This is a genomic window from Halomicrobium sp. IBSBa, from assembly GCF_017612575.1.
In the GTDB taxonomy this organism is placed as follows: domain Archaea; phylum Halobacteriota; class Halobacteria; order Halobacteriales; family Haloarculaceae; genus Halomicrobium.
Window position 1 is genome coordinate 435,835 of record NZ_JADPQC010000001.1, and the last position, 15,254, is coordinate 451,088.

The following is a 15,254-nucleotide window of genomic DNA, read 5'->3' on the forward strand; positions in this document are numbered from 1 at the left end:
GCCGGAACGTCGTGCAGAGAGTGGCCAGACCGGTGGGTGACGGCGTTCCAGACAGTGTCACACCGACAGCGACTGCAAGTGTTCGATGCGTGCCTCGGTTGGTGGGTGTGATCGCGTCTCGATGTAGAGGGGGGACCGATCGGCGTCGCGCTCGAAGCCGTGCGGGAGGAAACACAGCCCTCGAACCCCCTCGTAGGCGCGTCGCTTGTCCGTCTCCGGACTGCTGGCGACGCTGTCGTCGACGCGTTCCAGCGCGCTCGCCAGCGTCGCCGGCTCGCCGGTGAGTTGGACGGCACCGCGGTCTGCGGCGAACTCGCGGTCTCGTGAGAGAGAGCGAGCGAGGTACGCGACGGGGGCCGTGAGCACACCCAGCGCGATGCCAGCCAGCAGGTACGTCCCACCGGCGAGCACGAGGACGGCCACGAGCCGCTCTACCCCGGTCCCCGACGGGCTCCCGACGGCCGAAGACAGCGCAGTTCCGGCGACGAGCGCACCGCCGGCCAGCACTGCGCGGCGGCCGACCGGACCGACGGTGTCTGCGAGCGGCCGATACTCGCCGTTAGTGAGGGCGGGGAGGAAACTCGCCAGCGTCATGACGGTCGCGTCGTGGTTCGCGACGTGGGCCAGTTCGTGTGCGAGCACCGCGTCCAGTTCGTCACCGTCTAGCGTCGCCAGCAGTCCATCGCTGACGACGATCGTCGCCGATCGGACCGTGCCGACCGCGAAACTGTTCGGAACCGACGAGTCCGCCACGGCGACGGTCGGCGGCGGACAGTTCGCCAGCTGGGCCAGCCGATCGACTCGCGCGTGCAGGTCCGGGTACGCCTCGCGATCGACCGTCCGGGCGTCGACTTCGGCCAGCGTTCGGCGACGCGTGTAGCGGAGTTGCGCCCAGAGAAAGCCACAGAGAAGCAGCGCGGTCACGACCACCCACCAGAGCGTCCCCGCTGCAGCGCCGCCGACGCCGATCGCTCCCAGAACCACAGCACGGACGGGGGCGAGCCACGGCTCGAAGAGGACGGTGAGGACGACGACGAAGGCGACGTTGCCCGCGAGGAGAGCGACGAGTGTTCCCGCCATCCGTCGCCGTAGATCCACCCGACTGGTCATTTGTGTGATCGTCGCCGGCCCGTAACGAAAACTCTTCGGCTCCGTATGGCAGTGTGCCGTGGAAAGGGAACGCTTTACACCGAGACGTGAGATTCGAAAGTAACCGTGGCGACGAATCGTCCTCGCGCAGTCATCGCCCTCCTCTGTATCGCGACCCTCTGTTATGGCTCGGTACTGATACAGCCGGGTCTGAACGCAGACCTGTCTGGCTCGGCACCCGACGACACGGGTATCTCGGAGACGACACCCATCGAGACGGGGACAGCGACCGCGACACCGGCGACGGGAGAGAACGAACGGACCACCGAAGCGGCGTCGACGCCCGGGCAGACGGCCACCCCGACACCGACGCCGACACCGAGAGGTGACACGCCCGCCGACGGCGAAACAGGCGGGGGCAGCTCGGCCAGTCCGCACTGGTCGCTCCTGTTCGGTGTCGGCGGGGCCGTCGCCATCCTCCTCGGTGTGGTGGTGACGCTTCGCAGAACTGAGACGGACGACGGTCGAGGCTCCGGCGGTGTCCCCAGCCTCTCCCTCCCAGCACTCCCGTCACTGCCGCGCCTCTCGCAGGTGACCGCGGCCGTGCTGGTGACGACTGCCGACGGGATCGCACGTGTGCTCGACGACCTCGGAACCGTGATCGGTGGGGTCCTCCAGGCACTGGGGCGCGGTGTCGGCCCGGTCGCGGGCATGCTCGCCCGAACTGCGGTGAGCGTTCCGGCCGCACTCGCTGCCGGCATCGTCTCGCCGCTCGCTGCACTGGCGTCAGTCGGCAGCGATGCGGTGTCGTTCGTCGACGACGGACTCTCGTCGACGCCGGTTCAGCGTGACACTCCCGAGACAGATCCACGGGCGACCGGCGGCGGCGAACCCGACGAGGCGGCGGGGCCGGAACCGGTCGAGAGCGTCGTCGTGGCCTGGGAGCGGATGGCAGAGCGCGTCTCCGTCCGGAATCCGACGGCGACGACGCCGGTAGAGTACGCCCGTGCCGCCATCGATCAGGGGCTCCCACCCCAACCGGTCAGGCGGCTCACCGAGCTGTTTCGCCGGACCAGATACGGGCCGGACGCGGAGTCCGACAGTCGCCTGGAACGAGCACGGGCGGCACTCGATTCGATCCGGGGAGGTGAGGAGCGATGACCGAACGCGACGAACGCGTGACCGACTCGGCGACGGTCACCGCCGAGACGGTCGACGACGAACCCGGTGGCGGTGGCCGGTGGCGATACGCCGCCGGCCTCGGCACACTCGCGCTCGTCTGTGCCCTGGTCGTCGGCGTCCTACCGGCACGGTACGTCCCTCAGGTGGCCGTCGGCATGGGCGAGACGGTCCGGGTGGCCGTGTTGCTCGGTGGCGGAGTGGTCGGGTTACTCGGACTCTACGCGCTGTCGGCCGACGACGGAGCGACGCCCCGAGAGACGACATGGGAAGTCGACGACGAGAACCCCGTCGAGCAGCCAGCGCAGGACCGGCCGACGGGCCAGACTGGGACCCAGCCCGGTCGAGAGCTCGACGCCGAACTCGAACGGATCGATGGGGTCGTCGACGAGATGAACCCGAGGGACGCCTATCGTGCGTACAAGATCAGACAGAAGCTCCGCGAGCTTGCCGTCCGCGTGCTCACCGCCGAGCGAGGGTGGTCCGCGAGCACGGCACGCAGCCGGATCGAGTCGGGACGCTGGACCGACGACCCGAGAGCGGCCGCCTTCCTCTCCGAGGGGTCGGTCGTCCCGTCGGTGACGCTACGGCTGCTAGACTGGGCGCGCGGAGACGCCTTCCAGCGACAGGTCGAGGCGACCGTCGTCGAACTCGCACGGGAGATGGAGGTCGAGACGACGTGACGAGCGACCAGGTGAAAAACCGCGACGTGGGGCTCGCCGTGGCGCTGGTCGCCGGCAGTGCCGGGCTACTCGCGGGCGAACCGGCGCTGCTGCTCGCAGCCGTCGTCGGCCTCGTGTACACGGCCTACGAGGCGACCACCGGACCGCCAGCGCCGGCCCTCGAAATCGAGCGATCGGTGTCACGAGCGACACCGACGCCGGGACAGAGCGTCGACGTGACCGTGACGGTCACGAACCACGACGAGCGCGCCGCGCCCGACGTTCGGATCGTCGACGGGGTGCCCGAGCGACTCGCTGTCACCGACGGCTCCCCGAGAGTCGGGACTGCCGTAGAGCCCGGCGAGTCTGTGTCGTTCACCTACAGCGTCCGCGCTCGCCGTGGCACACACCAGTTCCAGCCGACGACCGTCGAGTGCCGATCGCTGGCCGGCGACGCGGCCGATCGGCAGACGGTCCCGATCGAGACTGAGATCGACTGCACCGTCGACGTCCGTGACATCGTCACCGGCACACAGACGCTGCCGTACCCCGGCCGGATCGAGACGGACTCGCCCGGTCGGGGGGTGTCCTTTCACTCCGTTCGCTCCTACCACTCGACAGACTCGCTGTCCCGGATCGACTGGAAGCGGTTCGCTCGGACCCGAGAGCTGGCCACCGTCGAGTACAGCGCCCAGCGGGCGGCGGCGTACGTCGTCGTCGCCGACACGCGTGTCGACTTCGCCGCGTCGGAACACTCGCCGACGGCGACCCAGTACGTCAGCTACGCCGCCGAACGAATCGGTACGGCACTGCTCGAAGATAGTCACCAGGTCGGTGGGGCGCTGTTCGATCGGGGAACCGTCCTCTCGCCGGGATCGACGCGGACCCAGTTGCTCAAGCTCCGAACGCTGATACTCGAAGGCCGACACCCCGACCACACCGAGACGGACGGTTCCGTGCTCGAAGGCTTCGACGGCCGTCGGTTCTTCGACGGTGCGCTCGACAGTGAGACGCCGGCAGTCGTCGACGGGGGCTTCGAACCGGGCGGACGTAGCCGGCCTGGATCGATCGGTCGCGATCGGGACGTGCGAGACCTCGACCGGCGTCTCCCGGACCGGGCGCAGATCCTCTTTTGTACGCCCCTGCTCGACCAGCGCGCGTCCCGCGCGGCACGGCGACTCGCCGCCTACGGACGAGATGTCACCGTCGTCTCTCCGGACGTGACCGGCGGGGACTCGCCGGGGACGCTCGTCGAACGGATCACGCGAGCGGATCGCGTTCAGTCGCTGCGACGCAGCGTCGGCGTCGTCGACTGGGACCCGGACCAGTCGCTCTCTGTGGCGCTCAGGCGGGCACAGGAGCGGTGGTCGAGATGAACGAGTTCGAACTCCGGACGACGCCCGCCAGACACACCGCGACGCTCTCGCTGCTCGTCGCAGCGGCCGTGGGAATCGTGCTGGGCTGGAGTGTGGGCGTCCCGCTCGCGACGGTGCTGACGGTCTGTGGCGGTCTCTCGATCGCCGTCGGTACGTGGGGTCTGAACGAACCGTCGGCGCTGCGTCAGGCCGGCGGGAGTATTCTCGCAGTCGCGGGAACGCTCTCGATCGTCGCGGGGACGAACGGGCTCCCAAGTCTCGTCCCGATTTCGGTCGGCGTCGCCGTCACGCTGGTCGGTATCGACGCGACAGTCGGCTTCGACCGAGCGCGTGACCGGACGCTCGGCACCTGGGCAAGGGCAAACGTCGCCGTGGTAGTGGTCGGGAGTGCGATCGTCGTCGGCGGCTGGCTCGGCGCAGTACGGGTCCTCCCGTGGCTCCACCAGTTCTGGCTCGGCGTCGTCGGGCGCTGGACGTTGCTCGATCTCGTCGTCGTGCAGTGTCTGCTCGTCGCGGCGAGCTTCCTCCTCTCGGCGGCGATCCCGGTGCTCGATCGCTGGGCGGCGCGCACGGACGAGGGTGAGCAGTCGGTGCTGGCGTCTCTCGATCGGGTCAGTCTGACACCAGCGGGGATGCCAGACACGTACGTGGCCGCTCTGGGAGTGCAGGTGGTGCTGGCCTTCGTGCCACAGACTGCCCGATCCTTCGAGCGGTTCTTCGGGCCGGTCCTCGAACCGGTCCTCGGCACGGGACTCCTGCAACACGGCTTGCTCGTCGTCGTGGTCGGACTGTGTGCCCTGATCGTCGTCGGGAAGCTCCAGCGACTGGTCGTCGTGGTGCTTGGCGGAGCGCCAACGGACCGGCTCGCGCTGGCGGCCGGCGGTGTGCTCGCGACCACTGCCGTGGTCGCAATCGAGATCGGGAAGTGGGCCGGTGTGGTCGATATTTCTGTCGACGGCGCGTTACCCGCGGCCCCCGTCGGCATCGCTCCGGTCGCCCTGCTCGCCCTCACAGGCGCGATGCTCGGCGTCGCCGTCGTCGCTTACGTCGCTCGGACGCTCGCGAACCATCGAGCAGTGCCGACTCCGGGATCCGGATACGCGCTCGGGAGCGGACTCCTCTTTGGGACCGCGATCGTCGGAAGCCTGCACTCGCTGCCGGCGGTCGGGCTCTTCGTCGGCGTCGCCGGTGCGATCCTCTGCTGGGACCTCGGGAGTCACGCGATCGGCATCGGACGACAGCTGGGCCAGCGCGCCCGGACCGACCGCGCCGAGTTCGTCCACGTCACCGCGACGACGCTCGTGCTCGGCGGTGCCGTCGTCCTCGTGACGGTACTCCACTCCGTCGTCCCGATGGCCGCGCCGACCGCCGGTCCGAGAGCGGAGAGCCGAGCCGTCCTCGGGCTCGGCGCGCTCGTCGTCGCGATGGTCGGCTTCCTGGTGGCCGCTTACCTCCGCCAGCGCGAGCGATGAGACGGCTGGCCGTCACTGGGCTCGCTACTCGCCACTTCGAGGGAGTGAGACGGGCCACAGATCCCCCGGCGGGCAGTGTGAAGCCGTCGCCCGACATTATATACTACCCCGCGTCTAACCACCGGCAATGCTTTCGGGAGTGAACGTCGTCCTGGGGGTGACCGGCTCGATCGCGGCGGTCAAGACCGTCGAACTCGCCCACGAGCTTCGCCGCCAGGGCGCGACCGTCCGGGCCGTCGTCACCGACAGCGCGTCGGGCATCGTCCACCCGTGGGCCGTCGAGTTCGCGACGGACGGCGAGGTGGTGACGGAGCTGACGGGAGCGGTCGAACACGTCGAACTGTGTGGCGTCGACGGGTGGGGCGACGTGTTGCTGATCGCGCCAGCGACCGCCAACACGGTCGGCAAGATCGCGGGTGCGATCGACGACTCGCCGGTGACGACGTGTGCGACGACGGCGCTGGGCGCGGATCTCCCGGTCGTCGTCGCGCCGGCCATGCACGAACCGATGTACGACCACCCCGGCGTGCTCGACGCGATCGACCGCGTCGAGTCGTGGGGCGTCGACTTCGTGGCCCCACGGCTCGAAGAGGGGAAAGCGAAGATCGCCAGCGAGGGCGCGATCGTCGCCGCGACGGCGCGTGCAGCCGGCGAGCGCCCCCTCGCTGGCGAGCACGTCGTCGTCACGAGCGGCGCGACGACGGAGTCGATCGACCCGCTCAGGACGCTGTCGAACCGGGCGTCGGGGCGCACCGGTCGGGCGCTCGCTCGCGCTTGCTACGTCGCCGGAGCCGACGTGACGCTGGTCCACGACGGTCCGGACGTGCCCGTCGCGGAGGTCCGTCGCGTCGAGAGCGCCGCCGAGATGACGGCGGCGACCACGGAGGCCTGTGCGGACGCCGACGCGCTCCTCTCGGCGGCGGCGATCTCGGATTACACCGTCGAGCAGCGCGACCACAAGATCAAGTCCGGCGAGTCCTCGCTGACTCTGGAGCTGTCGCCGACGCCGAAACTGGTCGACACCGTTCGATCCGAGCGGCCGGAACTGCCGATCGTCGGCTTCAAAGCCGAGACCGACGTGGACGACGAGACGCTCGTCGAACGGGCCCGCGAGATTCGCGACCGCGTCGACATGGCGTTCGTCGTCGCCAACGACGCCGCCGTGATGGGTGCCGAGCGAACGCGGGCGCTGCTGGTCGGGGACGACGTATCGACCTACGAGGGCGACAAGCAGGGACTCGGGCGACGGGTCGTCGCGGCGCTGACGGAACATCTGTAACCGCCACGCACGGCGTGTGGGACCCGCCGAACTGACGGACGAAACTGGATCCCGAAATAGTTATGCGTGGGCCGAAGTACCTCCAGAATGAGTCGAAACACGCGTCAACGATCCGTATTCGGACTGGACAACTGTGACATCAAACACACGAACGTTCCTGGTGCCGGTCGCCAAGTCGGTGACGTTACGCGACACCGTCTCGTACGCGATCGAGACGGCCGGTGACGCGGCCGAAACCGGGGAAGCGACCGTTCACTTCGTCGTCGTCGCCAGTGGCAGAGCTATCGATCCCGACGGCCCGGACGAGCTGGCCGCCGACAGGGAACTGCTCGAACGAGTCGAGGCCTGGGCCCAGGAAGACCGCAGCGAGGCGGACGGGATCGCAGTCGAGACCGACATCGTCGGCCTCGACAGGTATCTCTTCTCGCCCGGCGAGTACGCCGAGACGCTCATCGAGTACGCGACAGCGAACGGGGTCGACCGGATCGTCCTCGACCCCGAGTACGATCCCGGCGGCTCCGCGCCGATGTTGCGTCCGCTGCAGGTCGATCTCGCACGTAGCGACATCGAGATCGAAGAGGCACCGGTCGAGCGCCAGACCCGCCGGACCGTACTCGCGCGTGCCGAAACCCTGCGGAAAGCAGCCGTCGTCTTCGGCGCGTCGCTGCTGTTTTACCTCGTGCTTGGGTCGCTGTCTCTGTTCGACGTACTGACCGGCGCGGTGACGGCCGGCATCGTCGCGGTCCTGCTAGCTCCCGTCGCCTTCAGCGAACAGCCGTCGTTCGGACGGCTCGGACGCCAGGTCGTACGGATGGGGCTGTACGCCCCCTTCCTGCTGTGGGAGATCACGAAGGCCAACGTCGAGGTCGCGTACGTCGTGTTACACCCATCGCTACCGATCGACCCCAAGATGGTCCGCCTCCGAGCGGCCGTCTGGGGCGATACGCCGGTGACGACGCTGGCAAACAGCATCACGCTCACGCCGGGCACGCTGACCGTCGACGTGGCAAAGCGCTCTTTCACGATCCACTCACTGACCCAGTCGGCGCGAGACGATCTCTTCGACGGCGTGCTCGAACGGGCCGTTCGCTTCGTCTTCTACGGCCGTGCCGCCGCTCGGATCGCGAGCCCCGCCGAGCGGGGGGACGGGGAGGAAATCGATGATTGAACTGTCCACTGCCCTGCAGGGCGTCGCGGCGCTGTTCGTCTGCTTCGCCATCGTCGCCCTCTATCGCGTGTATCAGGGACCGACACCCCACGACCGCGTGATCGCCGTCAACGTCGTGGGCACCAACACCGTCATCGCCATCGCGTTGCTCGCAGGTGCGTTCGACGACCAGCTGTTCCTCGACGTGGCGCTGGTCTACGCGCTGTTGAACTTCCTGCTGAGCATCGCGTTCTCGAAGTTCAACGTCGAGCGCGGGGGTGTGCTGTGATGGAGCCGATCGGCTGGCTCGCCGTCGGCCTCGCGGTCGTCGGTGCCTTCTTCGCGTTCGTCGCGGCCGTCGGACTGGTGCGGCTGCCCGACGTGTACACCCGCACCCACGCGGCCTCCAAGAGCGACACGCTGGCCGCCGTGCTGTCGCTGGCGGGCGCTGCCATCGCGATCCAGTCGGAGCTGGCGACGATCAAGGCCGTCCTGTTGCTGGTGTTCATCTTCCTGACGAACCCGACGGCCGCCCACGCCATCGCTCGCGCTGCCAACGACCAGGGCATCGAACCGTGGACGACCGACGACACGGAGGTGACAGACAGTGCCGACGACAGTTGAACTCGCCTTGCTCGTGTTCGTCCTGGGCTGTGCGCTCGGGGCGGCAGTACTGCGTGACGTGCTGGCGTCGGTGATCGCCTTCGCGGCCTACAGCCTCGGAGTCTCGATCATCTGGATCGTCCTGCAGGCACCCGACGTCGGCCTGACCGAGGCCGCGGTCGGGGCCGGCGTCATGACGATCCTGCTGCTGCTGGCGCTCGCCAACACGTCCCGGCCCAGCGAGGAACGGCGCTTCGAGTCGATCAGCCTCCGGACGGCGATCGTCGTCGTCGTCTTCGTCGCCGTCATGGCCTCGACGATCCCGGCGCTCCCGGCCATCGGTGGCCCGGACAATCCGGTCGTCGACGGCGAGGTGAGCCAGTACTACCTCGACAACGCCTACGACCAGACGGAGGTCCACAACGCCGTGACCGCGGTGCTCGCGGGCTATCGTGGACTGGACACGCTCGGCGAGGCCGTCGTGGTCTTCGTCGCGGGCGTGGCGACACTGTCGGTGCTCCGACGGGAGGACTTCGCATGAGCGACGCCGAACAGCCCGGTCTGTACGTCGAGAGTACGGTCATCATGACCACGGTGCGGGTCGTCACCCCCTTCATCCTCACCTTCGGCCTCTTCATCATGTTCCACGGGGCCGACTCGCCCGGCGGCGGGTTCCAGGGCGGCGTCATCGCGGGCTCGGTCGTGATGATGCTCGCGTTCGCCTACGGGATCGAGGCCACGCGCGACTGGCTCGACAGCCGTCTCGTCGTGGCGATCGCCTCACTTGGCGTGCTCACGTTCGCCGGCATCGGCCTGGGATCGATCCTGCTCGGTGGCACGTTCCTCGAATACCACCTGTACCCCATCGAGAAAGCCAGCAAGTACGGCATCGAACTCGTCGAGCTGGGGATCGGCGGGATCGTCGCCAGCGTCATCATCGGCCTGTTTTTCGTGATCGCGGCCGGCTTCGGCCACGCGATCGACGGAGGTGACGAGTCGTGATCGACACGTTCCTGACACACTACAACTACTACGCGGTCGTCGCGTTGCTCGGGATCGGCGTCTACATGCTCGTCGAGTCGAGCAACCTCGTGAAGAAAGTCATCGGCATGAACGTCTTCCAGACGGGGATCTTCCTGTTTTTCGTGACGACGGCCTACCGCAACGGTGCCGGCCCGGCCGTCGTCTACGAGGGGGCGGGACCCTACGTCAGTCCGCTCCCGCACGTGCTGATCCTGACCGCGATCGTCGTCGGCGTGAGCCTGACGGCCGTCGCACTCGCCCTGATCGTCCGCATCTACGCGGAGTACGGGACGCTCGACGAGGAGGTGCTGCGAGAACTCAACCATGATTGAACACGCCCCTGTCCTTGTGATCGTGCTGCCGATCGTCGGCGGCGCGCTCCCGCTACTGTTCGGACTGTTCACCGACCGTCTCGGCTGGCCGATCGCGACGGTGACGCTGCTGGGCCAGACCGTCCTGGCCGTCGCACTGGCGATGACGGTAGTCGACGGCGGCGCGGTGTCGTACGTCCCGGGCGGGTTCGTCGCCCCCTACGGGATCGAGTTGGTCGTCGACGGGCTCTCGGCGGTCGTGCTCGTCCTGATCGCCGCCGTCTCCCTGGGCGTGCTCGCGTACGCTCGTCGTGCGGGCCCCCACGCGGACAGCTTCTACGCCCAGTACCTACTGTTGGTCGCCGGGCTCTCCGGGATGACCGCCACCGGCGACGTGTTCAACCTCTACGTCTTCCTGGAGATCACGGGGCTGGCCGCCTACGGCCTCGTCGCGAGCGGTCGGTCCGCCAGTGCCGCCGTGGCCGCGCTGAAGTACCTCATCATCGGGACGATCGGCGCGTCGCTGTACCTGCTCGGTGCGGGCTACCTGCTCGCGGCGACGGGAACGCTCAACATGGCCGATCTGGCGGTCAAGCTCGCCGACGCGGGCTACGACTCTACGCTCGTGCTGACGGCGTTCGGCCTGATGATCGGTGGCCTCGCAGTCAAGGTCGCACTCTACCCGCTGCACACCTGGCAGCCCGACGCCTACGCCGCCGCCCACGACACCGTGAGCACGCTCATCTCGGCGCTGGTCTCGACGGTCGCGGCTTACGCGCTGGCACGCCTGCTGTTCTCGGTCTTTACCGTCGGCTTCTTCGACGCCGTGCCGATCGCACAGACGGCGCTGTTGACCGTCGCCGCGGTCAGTATCGTCGCCGGGAGCCTGCTGGCCGTCGCCCAGTCGGACGTACAGCGAATGCTGGCGTACTCCTCGGTGTCGCAGTTCGGGCTGGTGATCGCCGGCTTCGCGGTGGGGACCCAGGCGGCCATCGTCGGTGCGCTCGTCCACCTCGTGGGCCACGCCGTCATGAAGGGCGGACTCTTTGCCGCGACCGGGATCGTCGAGCGACGGACCGGCGCACGACGGCTCGCGGAGTACGCGGGACTCGGCGAGCGCGCACCCGTTACGGCGGCCGCCATCGCCGTGCTCCTGTTCGCGATGGTCGGCGTCCCCCCGGCAGTCGGCTTCGTCGGCAAGTGGTACATCGTCGTCGGCGCGGTCGAGGCGGGCAGGTGGTCGCTCGTCGTCGTCTTGCTCGCGAGTACGCTGCTGACGCTGGCGTACTTCGCGCGGCTGTTCGAGCGGATGTACTTCACCGCGCCGCCCTCGGCCAGTACCACGGACGTGACGCCGGTGCCGGACGGCGGTGACGGACGCGAGGCGGTGTCGACGGGGATGGTGGCCGTCGTCGTCGCCGCGGCCCTGCTCGCGGTCGTCCTCGGCGGGACCGCACCCCTGGTCGAACAGATCGTCGAACAGACTGTCAGTACTTTCCCACACCCATGATCGATCCTTCACTGCGACCGGTACTCGCCATTCTGGCGTCGTTGCTGGCGATTCCGCTCATCTTCGCCACGAGTAGCAGACGGAACCTCCGGGAGGGCGTGACGATCGCGGCCGCGCTGACGAAGTTCGGCCTGATCGCGAGTCTCGTCCCGAGCGTCGTCTGGGGCGGCGAGACCCACGAGGCCTCGCTGTTTACCCTCGCCAGTGGCATCGAGCTGGCACTGGAAGTCGACGCGCTCGGCCTGCTCTTTGGCCTGCTGGCGAGCCTGCTGTGGATCGTCACGAGCTTCTACAGTATCGGCTACATGCGCGGCCTCGACGAGCACGCACAGACGCGGTACTTCGCCTCTTTCGCCGCCAGCCTCGCGGCCGCGGTGGGCGTGGCCTTCGCTTCGAACCTCCTGACGCTGTTCGTCTTCTACGAGCTGCTGACGGTCGCGACGTACCCGCTGGTCACCCACGACGAGACCGACGAGGCCCGCGCGGCCGGCCGCAAGTACCTCACCTACACCTTCGGGGGCGGCGTCGCGGTGCTCGCCGGGACGGTGTTGCTGTACGCGGCGACCGAAACGACCGCGTTCACGCCCGGCGGTATCGCCGAACTCGCGACGACCGACCCGACGATCGCTCGCGCCATCTTCGCGCTGCTGGTGACCGGGTTCGGCGTCAAGGCCGCGCTGATGCCGATGCACTCCTGGCTGCCCGACGCGATGGTCGCGCCGACGCCGGTGTCGGGGCTGCTCCACGCCGTCGCCGTCGTCAAGAGCGGCGTCTTCGGGCTCGCACGGGTGATCCTCGACGTGTTCGGTCCCGAGACCGTCGAGAGCCTGGGCGTCGGGCTCCCGCTGGCCGTCGTCGCGACGGCGACGCTCCTGATCGCGAGTATCATCGCACTCGGCCGCGACAACCTGAAGCGCCGGCTCGCGTACTCGACGATCAGCCAGCTGTCCTACATCGTCCTCGGGCTCGCGTTGCTCAGAGAGAACGCGCTGATCGGCGGGCTCTTGCACATCCCCGCCCACGCGTTCATGAAACTCACGCTGTTTTTCTGTGCCGGCGCGATCCACGTCGAGACCCACACCGACGACATCTCCGACATGGCCGGGATCGGCCGGCGGATGCCCCTGACGATGGCCGCGTTCGCCGTCGCGAGCGCGGGGATGGCCGGCATCCCCCTGCTGGCCGGCTTCGTCAGCAAGTGGTACATCGTGATCGGCGCGATCGAGGGCGGCGGGTGGTTCTTCGCCGGTGCCCTGTTGCTCTCGGGCGTGCTCAACATCGGCTACTTCTGGCCGGTCGTCTACCAGGCGTACTTCGAGTCGCCCGACGACCACGACGAGAAGCCCCTCCTCAGGGGGGTCTTCGGCGGCCAGACCGCCGTCGAGACCGACGGGGGCCGTCCGGTCGAAGATGTCGACGACGACGACGAGCCTGAGCCCTACGAGACCGATCACCTCGGCAAGTACGACGAAGCACACGACCACCACGGCGGGCCGCCCGAGGGTGGCTGGACCGCCGCCGGTTGGCGGGGCGGTGAGAGCACGTGGTTCATGCTCGGGCCGATCCTGGCGGCGGCGACGGGCGCGGTCGTGCTGGGGATCGTCCCCAACACCGCCGTCTTCCTGGAGATCGTCACCACCGTCGTCGAGAACGTGGGGGTGATGGCCTGATGACGGGGCTGGCGACTGTCCCGCCGGTGTTCGTCCTGCTGGCGGTCGCGCTGCTGGTGGCCGTGCTCCCCCGCCGCGTCGGTCACGGGCTGGGGATCCTCGCGACGGGCGCGCTGGTCCCGTGGTCGCTGTCGATCTCGGCTGGCGTCTACCACGACGTGACCTTCCTCGGGTTCGACGCCGTCTTGCTGAACGTCGACGAGTTCTCGCGGTTGATGGGCCTGATCTTCGGGATCATCGGTGCCGTGGCGGTGCTGTACTCGCTGGCCAGCGACGCCGAGCGAGTCCAGACGGCGTTCGCACTCTCCTACGTCGCGACCAGTGTCGGCGCGGTGTTTGCCGGTGACTGGCTCACCCTCATCTTCTTCTGGGAGCTGATGGCCGTCACCAGCACGCTGCTGGTCTGGCACTACGGCGGCAAGGCCGTCCGGGCTGGCTTTCGCTACGCCCTGCTGCACGGCCTCGGCGGCAGCCTCCTGATGGGGGCGATCCTCTGGCACTACAGCGTGGCGGGGACGTTCCTCTTTACCGGCGACGGGATCGCCGCCGGACCCGCCGCGATCCTGGCCGCGCTGGGGATCGGCGTCAACGTCGGCTTCGTTGGCCTGCACACCTGGCTGCCAGACACCTACCCGCGCCCGCACATCGCCGCCAGCGTGTTCCTCTGTGTGTTCACGACCAAGACCGGCGTCTACGGCATGTACCGGGCGTTCCCCGACGGTCACCTGCTGATCGCCTACATGGGCGGTGCGATGGCCGTCTTCGGCGTCTTCTACGCCCTGCTCCAGAACGACATGCGGCGGCTCCTCTCCTATCACATCCAGTCACAGGTCGGGTACATGGTCGCCGGTGTCGGCATCGGATCGGTGCTCGGCGTCGGCGGGGCCTTCGCCCACGTGTTCAACCACATCCTCTACAAGGCCCTGCTGTTCATGACTGCCGGAGTCGTCATCTACCGGACCGGTGAGGAGAGCCTGAAGAAACTCGGTGGCCTCGCCCGCGAGATGCCGATCACGGCCGGTGCGTTCAGCGTCGCGGCCCTCTCGATCGCCGGGTTCCCCGGCTTCAACGGCTTCGTCAGCAAGGGTATCGTTATCTCGGCGAGCCACTACGACTTCAAGAAGGAGGCGCTGGTCCACGTCGGCGAGTACACCGGGCTACAGCTGCTCCTCTTGCTCGGCGGCGTGGGCACGTTCATGTCGTTCATCAAGTTCGGCTACTACGCCTTCTTCCACGGCGAGCACGACGGCGAGGTGAGAGACGCCAACCGCGGCCAGAGCGTCGCGATGGTCGTCGTCGCCGTCCTCTGTGTGGTCTACGGGCTCTACGACGCGGCGCTGTTCGCGATTCTCCCCGTCGACGTGACCGCCGAGAGCCTCGCACACCCCTACAAGACCTACACGGTACCTCACGTCGCCGAGGGCGTCGTCCTCGCAGTGCTTGGCCTCATCGGATTCTACGCCACGAAAAAGCCCCTCTCGAAGCTCGGACGCGTGCCGGACCTGGACCGCATCTACAACCCGGCGGTGTTCTACGGCGCGCGCGGCCTCGTCCTCGGGACGATCCGACTGTACGGCGCGGTCGACCGCGTCGCCGTCCGGACGGCGACCACCGCGACCGCCGTCGCGACCCACCCCGAACGGGTGGCCGCACGGTTCGAGCCCAGCAATCAGGACGACGGCCCCGTAACGCTGCGGGCCGGCATCGGCCTCAGCGTCCTCGTGCTCGCGCTGTTCGTCACGGTCGGGCTGATCCTGCTGTTCTGACCGCGACGACCGCGGCGCTCAGAACTCGCACCCCCGTCGAAACGGAACCGCCGACAGACGAACGCTGTCGACCATTATCTTCGTTGATTCTGCCGCCAACCCGCCGCTGAAGCCCGAAAGTACCGTCTCAAGCGAGGCCTAATTTTCTGCTTTGATACTGGCGCAAG

General features: G+C 68.3%; 15 protein-coding genes. 14 read left to right on the forward strand and 1 reads right to left on the reverse strand.

The annotated features are described in order from the left end of the window. Positions 1-57 precede the first annotated feature (57 nt). The gene (locus IL252_RS02350) at positions 58-1,080 is read right to left on the reverse strand and encodes a M48 family metalloprotease (protein ID WP_208626451.1); all 1,023 of its coding nucleotides are present in this window, start codon (positions 1,078-1,080) and stop codon (positions 58-60) included. A gap of 135 nt (positions 1,081-1,215) precedes the next feature. On the opposite strand from IL252_RS02350, the gene IL252_RS02355 reads away from it, so the two are divergent. From IL252_RS02355 to IL252_RS02420, 14 genes are all read left to right on the forward strand, one after another. Beyond that, entirely contained in the window at positions 1,216-2,250 is a 1,035-nt protein-coding gene (locus tag IL252_RS02355) for a DUF4129 domain-containing protein (protein WP_208626453.1), read from the forward strand. Next, positions 2,247-2,951, forward strand: coding sequence for a hypothetical protein (locus IL252_RS02360; RefSeq protein ID WP_208626455.1), 705 nt, complete (start codon positions 2,247-2,249; stop codon positions 2,949-2,951). The genes IL252_RS02355 and IL252_RS02360 overlap by 4 nt, the downstream gene beginning before the upstream one ends. After that, positions 2,948-4,306: a DUF58 domain-containing protein gene (locus IL252_RS02365; RefSeq protein ID WP_208626457.1), complete on the forward strand. Its 1,359-nt coding sequence runs from the start codon at positions 2,948-2,950 to the stop codon at positions 4,304-4,306. The genes IL252_RS02360 and IL252_RS02365 overlap by 4 nt, the downstream gene beginning before the upstream one ends. Further along, a complete protein-coding gene (locus tag IL252_RS02370) occupies positions 4,303-5,778 on the forward strand; it encodes a hypothetical protein (RefSeq protein WP_208626458.1) in 1,476 nt (491 codons plus the stop codon). Before IL252_RS02365 ends, IL252_RS02370 begins: the two co-directional genes overlap by 4 nt. A gap of 127 nt (positions 5,779-5,905) precedes the next feature. Next, positions 5,906-7,057: a bifunctional phosphopantothenoylcysteine decarboxylase/phosphopantothenate--cysteine ligase CoaBC gene (coaBC, locus tag IL252_RS02375; RefSeq protein WP_208626460.1), complete on the forward strand. Its 1,152-nt coding sequence runs from the start codon at positions 5,906-5,908 to the stop codon at positions 7,055-7,057. 133 nt (positions 7,058-7,190) lie between these two features. After that, positions 7,191-8,225 carry a monovalent cation/H+ antiporter subunit E gene (locus IL252_RS02380; RefSeq protein ID WP_208626462.1) on the forward strand — a complete coding sequence of 345 codons (1,035 nt, stop codon included), beginning with the start codon at positions 7,191-7,193 and terminating at the stop codon, positions 8,223-8,225. Further along, the gene (locus IL252_RS02385) at positions 8,218-8,493 is read left to right on the forward strand and encodes a cation:proton antiporter (protein ID WP_153553898.1); all 276 of its coding nucleotides are present in this window, start codon (positions 8,218-8,220) and stop codon (positions 8,491-8,493) included. Before IL252_RS02380 ends, IL252_RS02385 begins: the two co-directional genes overlap by 8 nt. After that, positions 8,493-8,828, forward strand: coding sequence for a monovalent cation/H(+) antiporter subunit G (gene mnhG / locus IL252_RS02390; protein WP_208626464.1), 336 nt, complete (start codon positions 8,493-8,495; stop codon positions 8,826-8,828). The genes IL252_RS02385 and mnhG overlap by 1 nt, the downstream gene beginning before the upstream one ends. Beyond that, entirely contained in the window at positions 8,812-9,348 is a 537-nt protein-coding gene (locus IL252_RS02395; RefSeq protein WP_208626466.1) for a DUF4040 domain-containing protein, read from the forward strand. The genes mnhG and IL252_RS02395 overlap by 17 nt, the downstream gene beginning before the upstream one ends. Further along, a complete protein-coding gene (locus IL252_RS02400; protein ID WP_015763808.1) occupies positions 9,345-9,809 on the forward strand; it encodes a Na(+)/H(+) antiporter subunit B in 465 nt (154 codons plus the stop codon). Before IL252_RS02395 ends, IL252_RS02400 begins: the two co-directional genes overlap by 4 nt. Then, positions 9,806-10,162, forward strand: coding sequence for a cation:proton antiporter subunit C (locus IL252_RS02405; protein ID WP_208626468.1), 357 nt, complete (start codon positions 9,806-9,808; stop codon positions 10,160-10,162). Before IL252_RS02400 ends, IL252_RS02405 begins: the two co-directional genes overlap by 4 nt. Next, the gene (locus IL252_RS02410) at positions 10,155-11,651 is read left to right on the forward strand and encodes a monovalent cation/H+ antiporter subunit D family protein (protein WP_208626470.1); all 1,497 of its coding nucleotides are present in this window, start codon (positions 10,155-10,157) and stop codon (positions 11,649-11,651) included. The genes IL252_RS02405 and IL252_RS02410 overlap by 8 nt, the downstream gene beginning before the upstream one ends. Further along, complete coding sequence (locus IL252_RS02415) at positions 11,648-13,321, forward strand: cation:proton antiporter (protein ID WP_208626472.1); 1,674 nt, start codon at positions 11,648-11,650, stop codon at positions 13,319-13,321. The genes IL252_RS02410 and IL252_RS02415 overlap by 4 nt, the downstream gene beginning before the upstream one ends. Further along, positions 13,321-15,087 (forward strand): Na(+)/H(+) antiporter subunit D, encoded by a 1,767-nt coding sequence (locus IL252_RS02420; RefSeq protein ID WP_208626473.1) that lies wholly within the window; start codon positions 13,321-13,323, stop codon positions 15,085-15,087. Before IL252_RS02415 ends, IL252_RS02420 begins: the two co-directional genes overlap by 1 nt. Positions 15,088-15,254 lie beyond the last annotated feature (167 nt).

What these genes read in the sequence shown, in the direction of transcription:
- IL252_RS02350 (WP_208626451.1), bottom strand. Translation starts at nt 1,080, where the DNA reads ATGGCGGGAACACTCGTCGCTCTCCTCGCGGGCAACGTCGCCTTCGTC.
- IL252_RS02360 (WP_208626455.1), top strand. Translation starts at nt 2,247, where the DNA reads ATGACCGAACGCGACGAACGCGTGACCGACTCGGCGACGGTCACCGCC.
- IL252_RS02370 (WP_208626458.1), top strand. Translation starts at nt 4,303, where the DNA reads ATGAACGAGTTCGAACTCCGGACGACGCCCGCCAGACACACCGCGACG.
- coaBC (WP_208626460.1), top strand. Translation starts at nt 5,906, where the DNA reads ATGCTTTCGGGAGTGAACGTCGTCCTGGGGGTGACCGGCTCGATCGCG.
- IL252_RS02385 (WP_153553898.1), top strand. Translation starts at nt 8,218, where the DNA reads ATGATTGAACTGTCCACTGCCCTGCAGGGCGTCGCGGCGCTGTTCGTC.
- mnhG (WP_208626464.1), top strand. Translation starts at nt 8,493, where the DNA reads ATGGAGCCGATCGGCTGGCTCGCCGTCGGCCTCGCGGTCGTCGGTGCC.
- IL252_RS02400 (WP_015763808.1), top strand. Translation starts at nt 9,345, where the DNA reads ATGAGCGACGCCGAACAGCCCGGTCTGTACGTCGAGAGTACGGTCATC.
- IL252_RS02410 (WP_208626470.1), top strand. Translation starts at nt 10,155, where the DNA reads ATGATTGAACACGCCCCTGTCCTTGTGATCGTGCTGCCGATCGTCGGC.
- IL252_RS02415 (WP_208626472.1), top strand. Translation starts at nt 11,648, where the DNA reads ATGATCGATCCTTCACTGCGACCGGTACTCGCCATTCTGGCGTCGTTG.
- IL252_RS02420 (WP_208626473.1), top strand. Translation starts at nt 13,321, where the DNA reads ATGACGGGGCTGGCGACTGTCCCGCCGGTGTTCGTCCTGCTGGCGGTC.